Below are 20,413 nucleotides of genomic sequence, written 5' to 3' on the forward strand. Positions count from 1 at the left end.
TTATCTTTTATGTTAATGAGTATTTTGTGTTTCTTAGTACGAACATGCTAACCACGAAAAGAATCAAAAGACCATGGGTTAGTATGGAGCCCGTCAAGGAGGCATTTGTAAAAGTAAATATCAGTACGATAAACAATCCGTAGAACTTGGGACTAATTCTAAAGCTATTTAACATCCCTAGATATATTGATACAAAAACAATATTAATAAGCACCCCTATAATCCCTGCATTTTTATATCCATTTGCGATAATTCCTGAATTGGCATTTACATTTGGATTGCTCAAGTATTCCTTTCCTATTAAATGGGAAGGCATAAGTTCATAAGGATATTGAATAGACGAAGCCAAGAATGAATCTGCCCAATATATAGGCTTATCCCTAAAGAAATCAAAAAAACAATAATCTAATAGGGCATTCAACATGAATATTCTATTTAGTGTTATGGTCCAAAAATAATCCCAATTAAAAAAAAGCTGTAACAATAATCCCAATACGGCAATTGTACAAAGAACTTTAAGTAAAAAATAAGTTTTTTTCAAATAATCATACCTGTAGAAAACAAGCACTGCAAATGTTCCTAAAAAAACAGTTTTATGAGCACCACATAAATAAAAAAACATGAGGAACCCAAAACTAATTATCAATCCAAGACGACTCTTAAAGTGAATAAAAAAAACAAGAATTATGGGTAAGATAATCTTGGAATACCATGAATAGGTATATGCAGTATATGTGTTATCAACATTCTCTGTTACCAGTGCGCGTGTCTCATAAACATCAATTAGCAACAGATTTTTTAAATTAATATAAGGAGCATACAAGTATATGAAAGGAATAATCCCAACAGCTGTTATACTTATTAGTAACTGAGCGGCCTGACCCCCATTTATAACGGGTGTAGGTATGTTTACTTTTATTGACAGAAATAGCCCAGAAACATAAAACAATAAGTTATTGAAAATGAAAATATCGCTAAGGATTATTCGATTAGATGCATAAATCAATCCTGCTGGAATTACGAAAAAAATCAATATCAATAATAGAACAGAATATGCGAAATCACTGATTTTATGAAAACTCAGAACTATACAATTAATTAGAATAATTGTTGTCACAAAAAAAAATCTATATGGTAAAAATTCAAAAACACTTTCTGTATTATATGCAACATAAACAAAGGAATTGGCATGAATAATATAGTTAAAGTTCAATATAGATAACAGGATGTAATAAGCCAATGTAAACTGTAAGCTCTTATATTTATAAAATGTCAACCTCATAATTAATTCAAATCTTCATTCATTGTTAAAATTAAGCACAGAAAAAATGAAAAAAATGAAATTCCAATATATCTGTTCAAGAGATTTTCAAATAAAAAATTAACCGTCAGGAGAAGTAAAAAGACCATCCCTATTTGTTTTTCCGGTCCAATTCTTTTCTTCAAAGTTCTGAAAACCTTATACATTATCATTAACAATAAGGTTAATCCTATTATACCACATTCCAAAAGTGTCTGCAAGTATTGATTGTGGGCATTCAAATTTTCATTCACACCCCGTTCAAAACCTATATAATCATAGTGTTTGTTCAACTCTTTTTGGGCATTGCCCAGTCCTACACCAAAAGCCCCATTCTGTGCAACTGCCCTTGTTGCTCCTTTCCATGCCAATAGTCTAGGTTGTTTGGGGTATTGGGCAGAATTATCGTTAATAAGAGTTTTGTAGGTGCCCTTTAACGTTGTGTTGATCCTTGGATGGTATTTGGCGCTTAAAGCAATAAAGGCCGCAAAACCAATTATTACAAGAACTTGTAGTTTTCTGTCTTTCAAAAGGCTCCACAAATAAAAAGAGTAAATCATTATAAGATTTACGACTCCAGCCAAGCTTGCCGTTTGGACAACACCGAGGGTGAGAGCAGCCACAATGGGCCATCTTACTTTGAGTGGCTTTGAATAAAATAAAACTATCCCAATAGCAAAAGACAGATATAATGCAAAATAAGATATCTGCTGGAGTTGTGAAAAATGGCCGCCAAAAAAGTAGTTCCCTTCATATACCATGGACTCAAAAAACCCCCTATTCGGGTTCAACAACGGGTTAAATTGAATCCCTAATTCCGTAATGTGTAACGAACTCTTTAATGCAAGGAAAAAACATATGAGATATGCCAACAAACAACCATAGACAAAAGATTTAAATATTTTTTGGGGATCGATTTTATGAGTGGATGAAAACAATAAGGGTATAAAAAGCAAAGATGCCTTATGCTCAACCCATTTAAAATCGAGCTCACCTGATGCAATGGTGGATACCACAATATAGGTTAGAAACAAAAGGGGCAATGGCACCAATTCTTTTTTAAAACACAATCTTTCATTCCCTAAGACTAAATCAGTAAAAAAAAACAATAGACAAACAATAATCAGTATCGTGGAGGCCTTCTCATGAATGGGGAGGGAAAAAGCGAAAAGCAAGAGTACGTTCTGGTATTTAAGAATATTCAACGTCTATCCGTATTTTTTTATAATCCTTTTATATATTGTTGTGGTCGGGCCAAGCTTTCCATTTTGTCTCACTTTACTTTTTCATTATAAAGAATAACTTTAATCTGTCTCCTTGGTTAGCTTGATGTTCTCCAGTGTAAGTCTTTCACTTCTAGACCCCGATTTAAACAGCCCGAAATCAATCTTTGCAACGTCAACAATTTCGGTTTCAATTTCCCTAATTATGTAATAGTTCTGTCTGGTCCTTGGTAATACAACCGGTATGAAATCAAAATTTTCATAGCCAAATTCTTTCCTGTCATCCCTAATATTAGTGTCCTTCTTATCTGGGTATAGATGTACATAAAATTTGTGTTGCATCAATTTTTCAACATCCAGGTTTTTCTTAAATTGAAGGATGACCTCATATACTCCGTTTTGCTTCTTAATGATGTCTAACTTATCTACAACAATGGAGTCTAAAAATTTAAAGTCTACCTCTGAACTGTACAGTGTTGTTTTAGAAGTTTTGGGCCTGCTTTCATTAAAAATTATATATTCTGGCTTTGTCCCCATTCTGGCAATCCATTCCTTGTCCTTACCTTCATGCCCTTTGTGGATTAAGTTTTTATCTTTCAGGTGCTGAGCTAAATGTTTGCTCACCTGAACCGCTCCATAATAACTTGTATGTTGGTATTCAATGAATCCATTTTCAAAACTTCTTGGGAGAAGACCAATTGAATCAGCCAACATATTATAGTCTATGTATTCGTGGCCTAAATTTGAAATTTCTTTTTCCAATACCTTATGCTTGGATAGGTATGTTGGATTGATAATATCAGGATATTTTGGACTCATGGCATAAATTACCTTGAACCCTTTTTTAAGGGATAGTTTTTTAATTTCCCCCATGTAGTGCAGGTCTAATCTTCCTAGTTCAAAGCTAGAGTAATCTGTTTTCTTGGCATTATCAAATTGTCTCATTACTTTTGGGGTCATTTCGCTAACTCTAGGGGAAAAGCCCCTATAATCGTCTTTTTTACCAGATTCCTCCCTTGCTAAGTTTTCACCTATCAATTCTGTACGTTTCCAATTATTATGATTGCGCAACAAGGGAAACAAAGTACCTACATAATCTTCTGAAGGTCGTTGAGCACTTATTGCTTTCAATTTGTTCCATGAAAACTTCATTCCCATCAAATTTGAATATACACGATAATCCCCCGTTTCGGTCTTCCAACTATCCCCAGACAAAACTGTAGCTTGTATAACTACTACCCGAGGGCTTTGATATTTTAGGGCCTCTTTAAGATTGTAGTAGGTCTGTTCCATCTTTTGGGAATTACCTGCCAACAAGTAAGAATCTATCCCACAAACGGCATCTATTACATCGGGTGAATAGGTAGAATAGGCATGTGAATTCCCGAGAATAAGTACCTCCAAGCTGTTTTCCGGCAAGTTATAAAAATACTCCCATCTTTGCTGAACATCATCATATTCATTTAATAGAACTCCAAATCTATTCACCAACAGTGTAAATAGAAACAAAAATAAGCACCCACCCAGGGCCTTAAAACTGAAAATATATAAACTGGGCCTCTTTCTGCTCTCCATAATATCCAAATATCAAAATTATCAAAGCCATTCCAATGTATATGCTCCAACGTATAGGCATCCACTGGTTAAAAACCCATTTTGATAGAGATGTTTTCCTTTGTAGCCCATGTATTAACAATAAAAACAAAACTGAAATTACAGCAATGGAAAAATCTTGCTTATCCAATCCCATTGTGTAAAGTTCATTTCCGAACAGCTTACTAAAATTGTTGACCAGAAGGTTCTTGACAATATAGAAAGAGTCGCTTAGCGTATTGGATCTGAAGAAAATCCAAGCAAAGGTTACAAGCATGAAATTTAGTGCAACCTTAAGTATTTTGCTTGAGAAACCTTTGTTGTTCATAATTGTAAACCTATATTTTATCCATATGCCATTCATATAGTCTTCAATAACCAAATAGGACCCGTGAAGTGCGCCCCAAACGACAAAAGTCCAATTTGCACCATGCCATAGTCCACTTACCAAAAAGACTATCATAAGGTTTCTATAAACATAAAGCTTAGAACCTCTATTTCCCCCAAGTGGGAAATACAAATAATCCCTAAACCATGTTGATAAGGAAATATGCCATCTCCTCCAAAACTCTTTTATTGATTTTGAAAAGTAGGGGCGTTCAAAATTCTTCATTAAATCAAATCCCAAAACTTTTGAAGCTCCAATTGCTATATCCGAATATCCTGAAAAATCACATAATATTTGAAAAGCAAAAAAGACAGTGGCCAATCCAAGCTGAACACCTTTAAAGCTTTCAGGATCATTGTAAACCGTGTCCACCAAAACCGCCAATCTGTCCGCAATAACGACCTTTTGAAAAAATCCCCACATCATGAGCAATAACCCCTCCCTTATTCGATTGTGGTCAAACTTTTTGTGTTGTCTAAATTGAGGTAGCAAGTTGGTGGATCTTTCAATGGGACCCGCCACTAGTTGAGGGAAAAAAGAAACGAACAGGGCATATCTTCCAAAATGTTTTTCCGGCAATATTTTCCCTCTAAAAACATCCATTGTATAGCTTAGAGCCTGAAACGTATAGAATGAAATCCCAACAGGCAACAATACATTAAATCTGGAGCCATGTACTTCTATTCCTAGCAACTGTGCTACTTCAACAAAACTTTCATTAAAAAAATTAAAGTATTTAAAAAAAAATAATATTAGTAAGTTCGATGAAAAGCTGATACTGACATACAGTTTTTTCCTTCTTTTTTTCACTTCATCAGATAAAGGTAAACTATCCACTTTGCCCAAATACACTCCGCTTAAATATGTAATTACCGTGGATATAAGAATAAGAATCGCATAGGATGGATTCCAACTCATATAAAAGTAATAGCTTACCAACAAAAGCCATAACCACTGTAGTTTTTTGGGAAGCAAAAAAAACAAAAGTGTTACGGTGGGGAAAAAAATTAAAAATTGTTCCGAATTAAAAAGCATCTGATGATATAAGGAAAGGAGGGTTTAACTGAAAAATTTATCCCTAATCTTAAAACCTAATTTAAACAGCCCTTCTACATTTGGGTAATCATTGTAGGATTTGTTAGGCATTGCTATAATGTCTTGAAACTCCCTTAGAGAAATCCCAAGTTTTTTGGCTACATATTCCATATCTTCCAAATGGGAATCTCCAGGGTATATTTCAAATTGCACCTCGGCCAAGGCTTGGTCCCTATTCATCTGGCCAGAGACAATTAAACTGGACAAATGTGCCCTTCTTTTATCATACCCAAACTTATGAGGCAAAAAATAGGCCTGAAAAAACTTGGTAAACCTGGATTCATGATGTTTGCCCCCATAATACTGCCAATCTAGTTTATTCTTCATGATCTCTATAGCTTCTTCCTTTCTATAGGACATAAAGTTTAATGGTTTAACAATAACCATTTTACGTATCATGGGAAAATAAATATACCTTCGAAAGAAAGAAACTTTCGGATACTTCTTAAGTTTCCTTTTTCCGAATCTTTTATGGATGCTTTTTAGATTTTTAGAATCCAACGCATTATAGCCCCATGCTTTGGGCAATATGCTCTCCGTGGCAAAATTTCCCCCATTAAAAACATATTTAATGTTGTTCTTGACCGCATAACTGTAAAGCGCCGCAAATATGGCATGATCCTGGGGTACGTCTTGGTTGGCCACATTGGCCCTGAAATAGGCCAACTGAAGATCTTTCATTTCTTGCCAGTCCACCACATGGGTGTGAAGGTCAAGATTGAGTTTTTTTACAATGTTCTCCACATTCTTAACTGCCATCTCGGAGTTCCAGCCACAATCGACGTGAACAACCAAGGGCCTCAATCCCAACTCTACAACCTTATAGGCCAGATAAGAACTGTCTACCCCGCCACTTAGCCCGATGATACAGTCGTATTCCTTGTTCTTTTGGGAGGCTTTTATTTCATCTACAATGGCAAGAAGCCTCCTTTCTCCTTCTTCATTTGGAAACCATATGGTTTTGGCCCTCTCTATCGCATCTGTACAATGATTGCAAATTCCATTTTCATCAAAGGTGATGTTAGGATCTGTGGTGTCCATAATGCACCTTTTGCATATTTGGTATGGTCTCTCTGTCATCTTGCTCGTTTTGGCTCTATGTTAAACTATTAATCTCAGCAGGTTCCAAGTATGATATGAGAACCCCTCTTTTCTTGCCCTGAAAAACAAATCTGCTACCAGCAGCAGCTGAAACACCTTCTATTTGAAGTACTTTTTTAAAATCTTGAAGGTCATTGGCCCCTCCACATGCAATTATCGGTATAGACACCGCATTGGCAATGTTCTGTACCGTTTCAACATCATATCCTTCCATGGTGCCATCCCTTTCAATGGAATTGAGAAACAGTTCTCCTGCACCAAGCTCTTCCATTTGGATGGCATAAGAAACTGGGTCTATCTTGGTGCTTTTTCGCCCACCTTCCACGAAAACCATCTTTTTGCCGAAAAGGTTCTTTTTATAATCTATGGAAACAACAATTGTGGAGCTACCGAAAAGTTTCGCAGCTGTCGAAATTAGTTTTGGATCATGAAAAGCAGCACTGTTTATGGCCACTTTCTCAGCTCCGGAAGCAATTAGCCTTCTAATTTGGTCGATATTTTTTACCCCTCCCCCATAACAAAATGGCATAAAGCATTCCGAGGCTATATCCTGAATCAATTGATAGGATGGTTCTTTTCCGTTCCTGGTTGCATCAATATCCAAAAAAACCAGTTCATCGACTTCTTTCTCATTAAAAATCTTGACCGCATTTATAGGATCTCCTATATAGGTTGATTTCTTGAACTTTACCGTTTTAACGAGTCCATTATCTCTCAGCAACAAACAGGGAATAATTCTTTTTAGAGCCATTTAGTAATTATCAACAAAATTTTTCAGCAGCTTCATTCCAAATTTATGGCTTTTTTCAGGATGAAATTGTGTGCCCAAAATATTGCCCTTTTCCAATGCAGAATCGAAAGTTACATCATAAGTGGTTTTGGCAATGCTGCTTGTATCGTTTGCCAGTGCGTAAAAAGAATGGACAAAATAAAATTTGGGGTCCGGGTGCATCTCTTTAAAAAGTTGACTTTCTGGAGATGTTTTGGTATAGTTCCAACCCATGTGAGGTGTTTTGAATTTCTTTTCCGATGGTCGAAAACGGACAACATCAGCATCAATCCAACCGAGCCCTTTTTCTTTTCCTTCCTCGCTACCATTGCACAGTAATTGCATCCCCAAACAAATTCCAAGAACCGGTATTTTGTCTTTCAATACTCTTTCATTGAGAGCTTCCCATAAACCAAGTTCTTTTAAACTACAGATTCCAGAATCAAATGCTCCAACGCCCGGAAGGATGATTTTTTCGGCGGACCTTATTTGATCCGGGTCCGAGGTCACCATCGATTGTACTCCAATCTTTTTAAGCATGTTTTGAATTGACCCCAGATTACCCACCTTATAATCTATGATTGTAACCATATGAGTTATTTACCTTTTGAAAATTGATAAGACAAATACAGATTGATCATATACAAGAGGGAGTATGATCCTGTAAAACAAATTAAAGCCAATCTTATACTATCATAAGACACCCCCACCGCAAACGAAGTTACAGTTACCGCAAACAGGCCAATTTGCCATATTAAATCTATATGCTGCTTCTCTGCAATATTAAACATATAACTCAAGGGGCTTGCGATAAACTTGAAGAAAAAGAGTATGGCCATAATCTGTGCGAACTCTCCTGCAATGGCCCATTCCTTTCCAAAGATCAATTCGAACAAATATGGGCCAAACAAAAATAATGTCAAACAAGGCAATATGGCAAGAACTGCCAACGTCCTAAAAGTTTTTACAAATATTTCCCTGCAATTCCCCTGTGCAATATAATCTTCACTTGCTTTTTGTTTAAAAACATCCAAAACCGACCTGCCCAATAAACTTATCGGGGCGTTGAGTACCCGCTCCATCAATGAATAGTTGCCAAGGATCGCTGCGTTAAAATAATTGCCCAGCAAAAAAACTGGTAGTTGGTTTGATATAACGTTCACAAACTCACCAGGTAAAGTAAATATGGGAAATCTTTTATACCGATTGACCATTTTGTATATTTTCAACTTATCATAATGAAGAAAAAAGTTGGCTTTCCCGAAGTGTATTCGCCTTGTTAAATAAACTACCGAGAAAAACCTTCCAAAAATGAACCCGCTAATTAGTCCAGGGCCAATTTGGCCAGTGGCTCCAAGTAAAAGTTGGGTCCCCGTCATTGAGCCACTGTTTACAACTTTGCTCTTTGCCATTGTCTTGTAGTCGCTTTTCCTATTTAACCAGAAACTAAGCGCATTAAAAACCCCCATTAAAAAAACAGACAATGGGACGAAATAGAGCCATTTTGCCACTTCGCTCTTTAATGCCGGTTCAGATGTCAACAATCCCGCAATTTCAATGTTGAAAAATATGATGATGAGCAGTAAAACTATGCTTATCAAAGCTGCAATAAATAGCGCCAATAAAGCAACATTAGCAGCCTCTTCATCTTTGGTCGGTAAAATTATGGCCAAATCATATTTCATGGAAACCAATACTGTTCCAACGGCCACAACAGACATATAAATTGCAAATACGGCAAAGTCATTAGGACTAAAAATTCGGGTCAAGACAGGGGAAAGCCCTAAAGGAATTGCTTGGGCAATCGCGGTGCCAGAAACCAAGGTCAAAACATTTTTCGAAAATTTGGAGTTTAATGAAAACATATTTTCAATTCATGCGCTTTTGAATTTCATTTCCTATATAATCGGAAAACCTAATTGCTGACTTTCTTTCCAAATGGCTTCCGTCGTATGATTCATATCCATACCTGTCGTCGATGTTTATCCATTCCCCTCCTGCTTTTTCGAAATTCATCCTGATTTCATTTTCTTTATATCCGCTAATGCTGTCTTCGAGTCTTTCCATTGCCTGAGTCGTTGGCATCCTAAAAGCAAAAACTTGAATCCCTTGCTTTTTCCATTCCTTTACCTGATCGTAAACTTTGTCTAAGACATCTTGACTTACTTTATTGTCCCTAAAATCATTAACGTAAACTTTTAAGGCATACTCCGGATTGGACGGAATTTTATAGGATTCTACCCAGCCATCAGGCCTAAATATCTCATGGTAGCCTTGTATGGTATCATTGGATTGAAAAATTTCAGAGGGCTTTACAGGGTCAAAAAAGTCGAAGAACGGGGCGATATACCTTCTATTGAAAACATCCTTCTTGTTTCTTTCTTTTTCTTGGTTAAAATGGCTGTTTTCCTGTGCTTTTGGAGTTAATGAATAGGGCGATAATACCAATACCACCGCCCTTGTTTTATCAGATTCAACAAACCGTTGACTGATTTCATTGAAAATTACCTCGTTGTGTCCACCTGAACTATAGCCAAAGTTTAAAACCTTTAGCCCTTTCAATGTTTTAGAAACGGTCCTTGGGTCAATTCCTCGGTACAGTCTTGAATCTCCAATAAAAATTACATTGTATTTGGAGTTCGAGTGTGTCTTATCTGCCCAAAACTTTTCTTTTTGAATGGTCGAACTGATTGGTTTAGGTTTGTAAGCACCCACAAAATATACAAGTGCAATCGTTAAAGCTGCCATCAAAAAAAACCTATTTAAATATGCTTTCCCCATTGTCAGAATTGAAAATATATAAATTCCTTTTCTGGTCCTCTAAGAAATAATATTGCGCAAATCAAAATTGCATACGTCAATGTTTCAACCACCGGGGTCTTTAATAGACTATTGAGAATTCTACTGTTCTTTGAGAACATAAATAGACTTTCAACAAAAACTGCAATGACGAAAAATAGCATTGGGTCTTTATACTTGTCCAGAAAATCCAAGTCCATGTTGGGTGTGAACATTCCATTTATAACAAATGTTATTTGATCAATTGATGATGCTCTAAAAAACACCCATCCAACCAGAACGGCCAATAGTGTGAGGGACCATTTTAATATCGATAAGTTGAATTTAAAAATTGGGCTTAAATACTTGTTTGCTATTCTCTCAATGGAGAGTGCGACTGCGTGATACATTCCCCATAATATGAAATTAATTTGTGCGCCGTGCCACAACCCAGAAAGGGTCATGGTAACCCACATATTGGCATGGGATCTAAACTCTCCCTTTTTTGAACCTCCCAGCGGGATATAGACATAATCGCGAAACCATGTGGATAATGAAATATGCCATCTTGTCCAGAAGTCTTTCAACGATAATGCAATATAGGGATGATTAAAATTCATTTTAAAATGGTATCCCATCAGTTTTGCCAACCCTCTGGCTATTTGGCTATATCCGTTAAAATCAAAATAAATTTGAAATGCAAAACAAGACATGACAACCCACCAATAAATTCCCACACCATTGTCCATTCCGGCAAATGCATTATCCACCAAAACACCTAAATTGTCTGCTAATACCGTTTTTTGGAAATAGCCAATAATTATCAATTTGATTCCGTTCCAAAATTCGATTGCGGACACTTTACGGTCAACTTTTAACTGAGTTAAAAAATCCTTGGCTCTAACTATTGGACCCGCAACCAGTTGTGGAAACATTGCCAAGTAAGAAAAAAAGTGCAAAATATTCTTCGTTGGCTTTAACTTCCCCCTATAAACATCAATGGTGTAACTCATTGATTGAAAGGTATAAAAACTGATGCCGACCGGAAGGATTAAAGCAAACTCCGGAATTTTATCCTTCAAGGTGACCGGATAGGATATAAATTGGAATATGTTTTCAATTTGTTCGGCAAAAAAGGAGCTGTACTTAAAAACACCCAAAATACCAACGTTGACCAAAACAGACAGTGCCAAAAGGATTCTTGCCTTATTTCTATATCTGTTGATTAAAATTGCTGAAACAAAATCGACCAGACCACTGAAAACAATCAAAAACAAAAAACGCCAGTCCCACCACCCATAAAAAACAAAGGAGCTAATGATTAGTAATGTGAACCTTTGGTTTTGCCTTTTTTTTAAAAAAGGCCAAGCAATGAAGAAAATGGAAATAAAAACAATAAAAGGAAATGAATTGAATGACATTAGCGGCCCTTATATTGTTTTAAAAAATTAATTGTACTTGCCTCCAACAAAAGGGTGGAAATCTCCTTTGATTCGCTCTGGAATTGAATTCCTTATATCATGCACGATTTCAATAGCGGTCCTGGCCGCTTCCAACCCATAACCTTTGCCATCCAATATGTCCTTATAAACCATGGTATGCAAATCCGTAAAGCCTCCACTAAACTCTAACTCCTCCCCATTTATAGTTATTGACCTAAATGTAGTCTGTCCCTTTTCTTTCACTTCTTTTGGAAGATATTCCGAATTTATGGACAGAAACCACCTCACCCTGGCGTTTTCAAATTCCAAATACCCCGCAGCTCTATCCTTTTCATGAATATGTACTACATTTTCTTGCACATCTCCAAATATCCATGAAAGCATGTCATAAAAGTGTACTCCAATGTTGGTGGCAATACCTCCTGATTTGCTCACGTCTCCTTTCCACGAAGTCTGATACCAATGGCCTCTGGAGGTCAGGTAGGTCAAATCAACATCAAATTTGGTGTTCCTGTCAGCCTGGGCAACCTTTTCCCGCAGGGCGATAATACTTGGGTGCACCCTTAGCTGGAGAATATTATAGACTTTTTTTCCGGTGTTTTCTTCAACTTTTTTAAGCTTGTCAATGTTCCAAGGATTTAGAACCAAAGGTTTTTCACAAATGGCATCCGCACCACTCCTCAAAGCAAATCGAATATGGGCATCATGTAGATAGTTCGGGGAACATATACTCACATAGTCCAAGAATAGATTTCTTTCATACTTCAGTTTTTCGATATGACGATCAAAGCGCTCAAACTCAACAAAAAAATCGGCATCGGGAAAATATGAGTCAATAATACCGACGCTGTCTCCCTTGTCATAGGCGGCAAGCAGATTGTTCCCTGTATCTTTTATCGCCTTCATATGTCGTGGAGCTATGTATCCGGCAGCACCAATCAATGCAAAGTTCTTCATATCAATGTATTAAGTTTTGATGTTATATAATCTATTTCAGCGTCATCCAAATAAGGATTCATAGGAAGGCTCATCACCTCCTGCGCACATTGTTCGGAAATTGGGAAATCTCCTTTATCATATTCTAAGTAAGAAAAGCACTTTTGAAGATGCATTGGGATTGGATAATGAACAGCGGTAGGGATTCCATGGTCTTTCAGTTCTTTCTGGACCCTGTCCCGTTCTTTCACCCTAACCGTATATTGCGCCCATACCGAAGTCCTATCCGCTTTTATGGTTGGTTTTATGATATTGTCAGAAAGTTTGTCGGAATACTTCTTTGCTACCGCCTGTCTTCTTGAAATATCATTTTCATAGGTTTTTAGCTTTACATTCAAAATTGCAGCTTGGAGATTGTCCAGTCTACCTCCCATTCCAATATAATGATGCGTATATCTTTCAACTTGGCCATGTACCCGCATGGCCTTTATTTTTTGGTAGTCCTCCTCATTGGATGCAAAGATTGCCCCGCCATCCCCAAAACAACCCAAGGGTTTTGCTGGAAAAAAACTAGTACATCCGAATGTGGATACATTACAGCTCTTTTTTCCTTTGTAGGTTGCTCCAAAGCTTTGGGCCGCATCTTCTATAACGACCAAGTTATGTTTATTTGCTATGGTATTGATTTCATCCATATCTGCCATTTGTCCGTAAAGGGATACCGGTATGATGGCCTTTGTGTTCTTTGTTATGGCCTGTTCAATTTTTGAAACATCAATATTGTACGTTTCTTCATCAATGTCAACAAAAATGGGTTTGGCCCCTAGGCAGGCAATGGTTTCCGCTGTGGCAATGAACGTAAAAGGTGTGGTTATTACCTCATCGCCTGATTTCAATCCCATGGCCATCATGGCCAAAAGAAGGGCATCCGTTCCAGAGGAACAGCTCAGAGCATATTTATTTCCAGTAAATACCGATAAGTTTTGTTCAAACTCTTCTGTTTCCTCTCCTAAAATATATCTTGCAGAGGACATTACATTTAGTGATACCCTTTCAAATTCCTCTTTGTGTGCCTCAAACGCTTTTGTAAGGTTGGCAAAATCAATTTTCATATAGCTTTTTAATCTTGTAATTCTCAAGAATATACTTTTCATTGCTCTCAGGGCATACGGCAATCCCATTATCATTAAAGTACAGCCGATGTCCATATTCACTTACCCATCCAATTTGTTTGGCTGGGTTTCCTACTAATAGAGCATAGGCCGGAACCGATTTTGTAACTACCGCACCGGCTCCTATTAATGCATATTCTCCAATATCGTTTCCACAGACAACGGTTGCATTGGCGCCTATGGTGGCTCCTTTTTTTACCGCTGTTTTCATATACTCACCTCTCCTATTAATGGCGCTTCTTGGGTTGATTACATTGGTAAAAACCATGGAAGGGCCTAAAAAAACGTCATCCTCACAAGTTACCCCGGTATAAATGGATACATTATTCTGGACCTTTACGTTATTGCCCAGAACAACTTCTGGAGAGACTACAACATTTTGTCCAATATTACATGATTCCCCTATCTTACAGTTCGGCATAACATGGGAAAAATGCCATATTTTGGTTCCTTTACCAATGGTACAACCCTCGTCTATTATTGCAGTTTCATGAGAGAAAAAAAGAGGTTCACTGACCATTATACTTACTTATATGTTACTATTAATTTGTTCGATTACCATACTACCTCTTTCATAATTGCCTAGTTCAAAAAGGGTAATTCTTTATCTTTTTCAGAAAGCATAAAATCCTTTGAATTTGCCCTCCACTTAATGTCTAAGACACCATCATCATATCGAATGCCGTCCTCAGACTCCTTATTGTAATAATTATCGCACTTGTAAAACACTTGGGCGGACTCACTCAATGTCAAAAACCCATGCGCAAAACCTTTCGGCACAAACACTTGTTTTTTATTTACGTCATTTAATTCAATTGACAGATATTGTCCAAAAGTAGGGGAATCTTTACGCAAATCTACCACAACATCTTGGATTCTTCCCTTTAAAACAAAAACCAATTTTGCTTGGGCATGTTCCCCTGTTTGAAAGTGCAAGCCCCTAAGAACACCTTTTTTTGAAAGGGATATATTGTCTTGGACAAATGTTATCTCTTGACCTATTGCCTCACAAAAATCTTTATGATTATAACTTTCAAAGAAATATCCTCTTTCATCTTCATGTATAATGGGCTCCAAAACAAAACAGCCTTTGAGCTTGGTCTCCGTTGCTTTAATCATACCTCTTTGTTCAAAATACCCAACAACCTTTTGCCGTAACCACTGTTCATTAATGGTTGTGCCAATTGTCTAAATTGATTTATGTCTATATATCCCATTTCGTAAGCGGCAACTTCAATGGATCCTATAATCGTTCCTTGGCGTTCTTCGATTACCTCAACGAACTGTGATGCCTGCATCAAAGCCTGAAACGTTCCGGTGTCCAACCACGCGGTTCCGCGGTCCAAAATACTTACATGGAGCTTCCCTCTTTTCAAATATTCCTTGTTGACATCGGTGATTTCCAGTTCCCCTCTTTTGCTGGGCTTTATGCTTTTGGCGATGGATACCACGTCATTGTCATAAAAATATATCCCAGGCACCACATAGTTGGATTTGGGTTCTTCTGGTTTCTCCTCTATGGTGATTGCTTTACCTTCCACATCGAACTCTACCACCCCATAGCGCTGTGGATCATTTACACGATAGGCATAAATAATGCCCCCGTTAGGGTCATTGTTGGCTTGTAATAGTTTAGCTAGGCCAGTACCATAAAAAATATTGTCCCCAAGGATAAGGGCCACTTTATCATTGCCTATAAATTCCTCGCCAATAATAAAAGCTTCCGCCAATCCATTGGGACTTTCTTGAACGGCATAGGAAAACGAGCAACCATATTTTACCCCATCTCCCAAAAGTTGTTGGAAAAGGGGGAGGTCTTTTGGAGTGGAGATGATCAAGATTTCCCTGATTCCAGCGTACATCAATGTGGAAAGGGGGTAATAGATCATGGGTTTGTCATAAATAGGCATCAACTGTTTGCTCACCGAGAGGGTCAATGGGTGCAATCTACTGCCGGTACCTCCTGCTAAGATGATTCCCTTCATGGTATTTTAGGATTGATATTGTTTTTTATAATATTCCATATAATCTCCCGAGGTAACATGATCTAACCACACGGTATTTTCCAAATACCAATCTATCGTTTTCTCCAAACCCTGTTCAAAGGTAACTGAAGGTTTCCATCCCAATTCTTTGTTGATCTTGCTCGCATCGATGGCGTATCTCAGGTCGTGGCCAGGTCGGTTTTTCACAAAAGTCATCAGTTTTTCCGAAGACCCTATCTTTCTATCCAGTTTTTTGTCCATTAGACTGCATAACAACTTGGTCAGATCTATATTCTTCCACTCGTTAAAACCTCCAATGTTGTAGGTTTCCCCGGTTTTTCCCTTATGAAAAATCAGGTCGATGGCCATGGCATGATCTTCCACATAGAGCCAATCCCTGGTATAATTGCCATCACCGTAGAGCGGTAATGGCTTGTTCTGGATAATGTTATTGATGAAAAGGGGTATCAACTTTTCGGGGAATTGGTTAGGACCATAATTGTTGGAACAGTTAGAGATAACATAAGGCAATCCGTAAGTTTCTCCATAGGCCCTTACAAAATGGTCTGAACTTGCTTTGGATGCCGAATACGGTGAATTGGGGGAATATGGAGTGGTTTCGGTAAAAAAACCCGCTTCTCCCAAGGCTCCGTATACCTCATCGGTACTGATATGATAAAACCTAAAGCTGGGGTTCTGGTTTACCAAGTCCAATGAAGCATTCAAAAGGTTCACTGTTCCCAGTACATTTGTCTTTACAAAGGACAAGGGGTCTGAAATAGAACGGTCGACATGTGATTCGGCAGCAAAATGTATAACACCGTCGAACTTTTTTTGAAAAAACAAGTCGTTGAGAAACTCATCATCGGTAATGTCCCCCTTGATAAATGTATAATTGGGGGATTTCTCAACATCCTTCAAATTTTCAAGATTGCCCGCATAGGTAAGGGTATCCAGATTATAAACATGATACTGCTTATGGGTTTGGACAAAACGCCTGACCACATGGGAGCCAATGAATCCGGCCCCTCCGGTTATTAAAATTTTCTTTGGCGTTTTTTGTCCCATTAAACCTCATGTTTCATGGCAATCCTTGATCAGGAAAGCACACTGTTCCTTGGCCTTTTTGCGAAAGTACGATAATTCCTATCCAAGACAAGATTGGCCTTGTTGGTCAATTCGTTTTCCTTTAATATATGCTTTGCAAAACCATACCAAGTCATTGGTCTTCCATCGGTAAAGTGATGCGTACCATATGGCAGGTTCCCTGTCAATACTTCCATAAGAATAAATCTTGTCAGACTTTCTGTATCTGTCGGACAACCTCTTTGAGTATCGGTAATTCTCAATTCTTGTCCTTCCCGTGCTTTTTGCAAAACCGTTCTGTAAAAATTATGCCCATACTTTTTACTGTATAGCCAAGATGTCCGAATAATGTAATGGTTGGGTAAAATGTTATGGATATATTCCTCCCCCATTAGTTTTGACCTTCCATATTCATTTATGGGGTTTGTTTTGTCTTCTATAGTATAAGGGGTTTCTTTTTCACCGTCAAAAACATAATCTGTAGAAATATGGACCAATGTGATTTGATGGGCCTTACATGCATTTGCCAAATGCTTAGCTCCTTCTGCATTCACTTTAAATGCAATCTCAGGCTTTTTTTCTGCTTGCTCTACATTGGTATAGGCTGCACAATTGATGCAGAAATCATACTGGCCATCTCGAAATGCTTCTTCAATACTGTTAAGGTCTGTTATGTCTAGACTTTGGGAGGTCTTATAATCAAAATGACAGTTTGTGTAGTCTGATGCCAATTCATGAAAGGTCAGCCCCAGTTGTCCCTCTGATCCTGTAACGATGACCCTCTTCATTTAAAAAGATGCTAGATTTTATTGCTAACTTCAAATTCTGAGGCCTTTCTATTAAGGTATCGAATAATGGAGAACAAGAAGAACATTCCCAACAGAACAATAGGAATCATAATTATCTTCTTTCCAAAGAATGCTTTGCTGACCTGATGGGGCTTTCCAAAATTAATAATGCCTATAGGGCTTGTTAGCTCTTTTAACTCCATTTTTCTATTCTCTATGTCCTCTATTAAATTTGATTTAAAACTTAGTAGCCCCGCCACATTTAGCTTTTCTTCATTTTGTAATACTACCTTTCCTGTTTCATAGGTTTTGTCCGCATTGCTCAAATTCTTGGAGTAACTCTGGATAATGGTATCTATCTGAGCTATCAACACTTCATTTTGCTTGATTCCTTCAATTGAATTTTCAATATGTACCGCTAAGAGTTCCTTAAAATAACTATTGGAATTGATATAATCAATGAGCTTTTTTGCAATGACATCACCTTCTGGATTTATATATTTGAAAGATATTCTATGATTGAGTTCCGTATTCTTAAGCAGCTCCTCCCTTAAAACGTCAGAAATCAAATCCGTGTTTTGAAATTTTTGAAGTATTTCCAAATACTCCAATTGTTTTTCGGCAGCTTTTTCTGTGTCTTTTTTTACAGGTTCTATAGAAACTTCAAATCCTACCATGTCTTCAACAGAAATCCCCATTTCCTTAAAAAAGGATTCATTTTTGGCCTTGATGTTGGATTCTATTTCAGAGATTACATCGTACAGGTAATCCTTACTTTCCAGATTGGGCCGCACTATTACATCAACCTGCATTTTTTCAGATGTGATGAATTTTAACCCATATCCGATTGCTCCTCCCAAAACCACCAATGCAGCAAGGATTATGGCATTCTTTTTTAGATACAGAAAAACTTGTAAAAAGAAATTTCCTAGCTTATTGAACCCCCTTCCTATCATCTGAAACAGTTGTCCCAAATCTATTTCATCCGATGATGTATTCTGATTTACTGGTTGGTCTGCCATACCTTATGAATTGAATATCTGTTTTAAAATTCTGTCCGTAATCAAATAGGTGGGTTTTACCCCTGTTGTTCCCAATCCTCCCGAAGCCAAGGTACTCCCTGTTTCCAAGGGATTGTCCGACGCATAATACGCGTATCTTACCTTTACATCCTTTTTAATGCTCTTTCTGATCCTAGACGCCGATTGTATCGCCTTTTGGTAGTGGACCCCTTCCATTTCCAGGCCGATCACGTTCCATGTGGATTCGTGAAAGAACTTGAGCACATCCTTGTTCTGCAATGATGTCCCCAACACGGTCACCATGGTACCCTCCAAAACTTTCAGTCCATTGCCTTCAAAATCGGAAGCACTCAATTCGTTGTTGAATGGATAGTTGTCCGCCGTCCCTTCAAAAATATGTGCCGATGGAATCATCAAATCGCCTTTACCCCCTTCCAATATGCCGGCCTTTCCCATGATGGACAATGAATCCACGGTCAAAAAATATTTTTCTCCATCCTCTTCCAATGGCTTTAACAGCTCATCAATAGTCTCATAGGCTTGTTCCCCAAAGGCATAGTCCATCACAAATATAACGGGTTTTTGTTCCTGTGGCATGTTTTCGGGCAATTCATAGCAACACGTGTCCTTGCCAAATTTTGCCGTATCAAAAATTTGAATGTCAATATTGGTTCCCGATTTATCATCCATAAAGATCATCCCGTTCTTTCCGGCAACGCTCTTTACCTTTTCATTGAGCTTCTTGTTCTTTTCCGAACTCAAGGCCTCGTAAATTTTTAGGGAATTACTTTCAGGAAACTCCTTGGCCAAAGCCTTTTTCGCAAAAAGGGAATTCATGACACTGTGCATGTTGGCGCTGATGATGTGTAACGGTCTTTCCAGCAGGCCCTTTTCCTTAAGGGTCTGTTTGATGGTTTGGGCCCATTTCTCGCCATGGAGGTGGTGTCCCAAACGCTCCCTCAACAAAGGACTGAAAGTGATGGTCCTTTTATTGCCCGTGGTTTCCTCTTCAAGGGCCAATTTGCCTAACCAATAGATCACGTTCAGGAACCGATCGGGATCTTCCGGGGTTTTGAGCTTGTTCTGTATATCCCCGACCTCATCAAAGGTTCTGCCCAAAATATTCGCAGCGTGGATAAGTGCTACTTCCCGCTCATCATCATTCTTTTCCTCGCTCAAGACAAACTCTGTAAGCTTGTCCCAATCCCGAATGGTGGCGCTGCCACCATCTACAAGGACCCTTTTACATATTTTTCCGGATTCGATGAACAAAAAGGTAAGGTGGGTCAAAATATCGTAAATATCACTGCGGCCCCGGGTAATCTCAATGTTCATCTGCTCATCATCGATACGGTAGCAGTTTCTGCGTCGTTTGGGAGGAACGATGGCCTTTAAATGGGATTTGGAAAAGCCTTCGTCCGAAGTCAAATTGATAAACCGGCATTCTTCAATGCCTTCCGGTAGTCGTTCCAACACATAAATCAGTCCGTTGAGTTCTGCCTTATCCTCGGCAATGGTCCCATAAATTTCGGGGCGTAACAATAAAAGTGCACTCCTTAGGGCATTACCTGATACGCCGGAAGGTTTGTAAAAACCCCTGTTGAGCAAATGCCTCATGGTGATGTACAATCGCTCAATAGCATTGGTGGACTCCTGTGCCCTGGTGGTCTGTTTTACTTCTGTTGCCATCATTACTTCTTGGCAAAAATAAATGAATTCCTACGAAAGTACGGTG

Annotated in this window: 19 protein-coding genes; all 19 read right to left on the reverse strand. The window is 38.1% G+C overall.

Annotated elements, in window-relative coordinates; translation table 11 throughout:
- Window positions 1-7: 7 nt before the first annotated feature.
- Window positions 8-424, reverse strand: coding sequence for a hypothetical protein (locus tag D2U88_RS19390; protein ID WP_147378528.1), 417 nt, complete (start codon window positions 422-424; stop codon window positions 8-10).
- An 860-nt stretch (window positions 425-1,284) separates the two neighbouring features.
- Window positions 1,285-2,316: an O-antigen ligase family protein gene (locus tag D2U88_RS04820; protein ID WP_147833602.1), complete on the reverse strand. Its 1,032-nt coding sequence runs from the start codon at window positions 2,314-2,316 to the stop codon at window positions 1,285-1,287.
- Between the two features lie 288 nt (window positions 2,317-2,604).
- Window positions 2,605-4,011, reverse strand: coding sequence for a hypothetical protein (locus D2U88_RS04825; RefSeq protein ID WP_147378530.1), 1,407 nt, complete (start codon window positions 4,009-4,011; stop codon window positions 2,605-2,607).
- Between the two features lie 43 nt (window positions 4,012-4,054).
- Window positions 4,055-5,422: an MBOAT family O-acyltransferase gene (locus tag D2U88_RS04830; RefSeq protein ID WP_220473483.1), complete on the reverse strand. Its 1,368-nt coding sequence runs from the start codon at window positions 5,420-5,422 to the stop codon at window positions 4,055-4,057.
- Between the two features lie 141 nt (window positions 5,423-5,563).
- On the reverse strand, window positions 5,564-6,679 hold the full coding sequence (locus tag D2U88_RS04835) for an N-acetyl sugar amidotransferase (protein WP_119639183.1): 1,116 nt from the start codon (window positions 6,677-6,679) through the stop codon (window positions 5,564-5,566).
- Window positions 6,680-6,695: 16 nt separating this feature from the next.
- The gene (locus tag D2U88_RS04840; RefSeq protein ID WP_119639184.1) at window positions 6,696-7,451 is read right to left on the reverse strand and encodes an AglZ/HisF2 family acetamidino modification protein; all 756 of its coding nucleotides are present in this window, start codon (window positions 7,449-7,451) and stop codon (window positions 6,696-6,698) included.
- Window positions 7,452-8,060, reverse strand: a complete 609-nt coding sequence (hisH, locus tag D2U88_RS04845; protein ID WP_119639185.1) for an imidazole glycerol phosphate synthase subunit HisH — start codon at window positions 8,058-8,060, stop codon at window positions 7,452-7,454.
- A 5-nt stretch (window positions 8,061-8,065) separates the two neighbouring features.
- Complete coding sequence (locus D2U88_RS04850) at window positions 8,066-9,334, reverse strand: lipopolysaccharide biosynthesis protein (protein ID WP_119639186.1); 1,269 nt, start codon at window positions 9,332-9,334, stop codon at window positions 8,066-8,068.
- 4 nt (window positions 9,335-9,338) lie between these two features.
- Window positions 9,339-10,250, reverse strand: coding sequence for a hypothetical protein (locus tag D2U88_RS04855; RefSeq protein ID WP_119639187.1), 912 nt, complete (start codon window positions 10,248-10,250; stop codon window positions 9,339-9,341).
- Window positions 10,251-10,252: 2 nt separating this feature from the next.
- Window positions 10,253-11,668 (reverse strand): MBOAT family O-acyltransferase, encoded by a 1,416-nt coding sequence (locus tag D2U88_RS04860; RefSeq protein WP_119639188.1) that lies wholly within the window; start codon window positions 11,666-11,668, stop codon window positions 10,253-10,255.
- Window positions 11,669-11,695: 27 nt separating this feature from the next.
- Window positions 11,696-12,646: a Gfo/Idh/MocA family protein gene (locus tag D2U88_RS04865; protein ID WP_119639189.1), complete on the reverse strand. Its 951-nt coding sequence runs from the start codon at window positions 12,644-12,646 to the stop codon at window positions 11,696-11,698.
- Entirely contained in the window at window positions 12,643-13,737 is a 1,095-nt protein-coding gene (locus D2U88_RS04870) for a DegT/DnrJ/EryC1/StrS family aminotransferase (RefSeq protein WP_119639190.1), read from the reverse strand. Before D2U88_RS04870 ends, D2U88_RS04865 begins: the two co-directional genes overlap by 4 nt.
- On the reverse strand, window positions 13,727-14,317 hold the full coding sequence (locus tag D2U88_RS04875; protein WP_119639191.1) for an acyltransferase: 591 nt from the start codon (window positions 14,315-14,317) through the stop codon (window positions 13,727-13,729). Before D2U88_RS04875 ends, D2U88_RS04870 begins: the two co-directional genes overlap by 11 nt.
- 62 nt (window positions 14,318-14,379) lie before the next feature.
- The gene (gene rfbC / locus D2U88_RS04880; RefSeq protein ID WP_417935271.1) at window positions 14,380-14,913 is read right to left on the reverse strand and encodes a dTDP-4-dehydrorhamnose 3,5-epimerase; all 534 of its coding nucleotides are present in this window, start codon (window positions 14,911-14,913) and stop codon (window positions 14,380-14,382) included.
- Entirely contained in the window at window positions 14,913-15,782 is an 870-nt protein-coding gene (gene rfbA / locus D2U88_RS04885; RefSeq protein WP_119639193.1) for a glucose-1-phosphate thymidylyltransferase RfbA, read from the reverse strand. The genes rfbC and rfbA overlap by 1 nt, the downstream gene beginning before the upstream one ends.
- A gap of 6 nt (window positions 15,783-15,788) precedes the next feature.
- Window positions 15,789-16,850, reverse strand: a complete 1,062-nt coding sequence (gene rfbB / locus D2U88_RS04890; RefSeq protein ID WP_119639194.1) for a dTDP-glucose 4,6-dehydratase — start codon at window positions 16,848-16,850, stop codon at window positions 15,789-15,791.
- A 29-nt stretch (window positions 16,851-16,879) separates the two neighbouring features.
- Window positions 16,880-17,656: a dTDP-4-dehydrorhamnose reductase gene (gene rfbD, locus D2U88_RS04895; RefSeq protein WP_119639195.1), complete on the reverse strand. Its 777-nt coding sequence runs from the start codon at window positions 17,654-17,656 to the stop codon at window positions 16,880-16,882.
- An 11-nt stretch (window positions 17,657-17,667) separates the two neighbouring features.
- Window positions 17,668-18,522 carry a hypothetical protein gene (locus D2U88_RS04900; protein WP_235855729.1) on the reverse strand — a complete coding sequence of 285 codons (855 nt, stop codon included), beginning with the start codon at window positions 18,520-18,522 and terminating at the stop codon, window positions 17,668-17,670.
- Window positions 18,523-18,681: 159 nt separating this feature from the next.
- Window positions 18,682-20,370 (reverse strand): DUF6909 family protein, encoded by a 1,689-nt coding sequence (locus D2U88_RS04905; protein ID WP_119639197.1) that lies wholly within the window; start codon window positions 20,368-20,370, stop codon window positions 18,682-18,684.
- Window positions 20,371-20,413 lie beyond the last annotated feature (43 nt).

The organism is Flagellimonas aequoris (assembly GCF_003584165.1).
Classification (GTDB): Bacteria; Bacteroidota; Bacteroidia; order Flavobacteriales; family Flavobacteriaceae; genus Flagellimonas; species Flagellimonas aequoris.

Excerpts from the sequence above, each read along its gene's own strand:
- D2U88_RS19390 (WP_147378528.1), bottom strand. The coding sequence starts at position 424 with ATGTTGAATGCCCTATTAGATTATTGTTTTTTTGATTTCTTTAGGGAT.
- D2U88_RS04830 (WP_220473483.1), bottom strand. The coding sequence starts at position 5,422 with ATGAGTTGGAATCCATCCTATGCGATTCTTATTCTTATATCCACGGTA.
- D2U88_RS04835 (WP_119639183.1), bottom strand. The coding sequence starts at position 6,679 with ATGACAGAGAGACCATACCAAATATGCAAAAGGTGCATTATGGACACC.
- D2U88_RS04840 (WP_119639184.1), bottom strand. The coding sequence starts at position 7,451 with ATGGCTCTAAAAAGAATTATTCCCTGTTTGTTGCTGAGAGATAATGGA.
- hisH (WP_119639185.1), bottom strand. The coding sequence starts at position 8,060 with ATGGTTACAATCATAGATTATAAGGTGGGTAATCTGGGGTCAATTCAA.
- D2U88_RS04850 (WP_119639186.1), bottom strand. The coding sequence starts at position 9,334 with ATGTTTTCATTAAACTCCAAATTTTCGAAAAATGTTTTGACCTTGGTT.
- D2U88_RS04855 (WP_119639187.1), bottom strand. The coding sequence starts at position 10,250 with ATGGGGAAAGCATATTTAAATAGGTTTTTTTTGATGGCAGCTTTAACG.
- D2U88_RS04860 (WP_119639188.1), bottom strand. The coding sequence starts at position 11,668 with ATGTCATTCAATTCATTTCCTTTTATTGTTTTTATTTCCATTTTCTTC.
- D2U88_RS04865 (WP_119639189.1), bottom strand. The coding sequence starts at position 12,646 with ATGAAGAACTTTGCATTGATTGGTGCTGCCGGATACATAGCTCCACGA.
- D2U88_RS04870 (WP_119639190.1), bottom strand. The coding sequence starts at position 13,737 with ATGAAAATTGATTTTGCCAACCTTACAAAAGCGTTTGAGGCACACAAA.
- D2U88_RS04875 (WP_119639191.1), bottom strand. The coding sequence starts at position 14,317 with ATGGTCAGTGAACCTCTTTTTTTCTCTCATGAAACTGCAATAATAGAC.
- rfbA (WP_119639193.1), bottom strand. The coding sequence starts at position 15,782 with ATGAAGGGAATCATCTTAGCAGGAGGTACCGGCAGTAGATTGCACCCA.
- rfbB (WP_119639194.1), bottom strand. The coding sequence starts at position 16,850 with ATGGGACAAAAAACGCCAAAGAAAATTTTAATAACCGGAGGGGCCGGA.
- rfbD (WP_119639195.1), bottom strand. The coding sequence starts at position 17,656 with ATGAAGAGGGTCATCGTTACAGGATCAGAGGGACAACTGGGGCTGACC.
- D2U88_RS04905 (WP_119639197.1), bottom strand. The coding sequence starts at position 20,370 with ATGATGGCAACAGAAGTAAAACAGACCACCAGGGCACAGGAGTCCACC.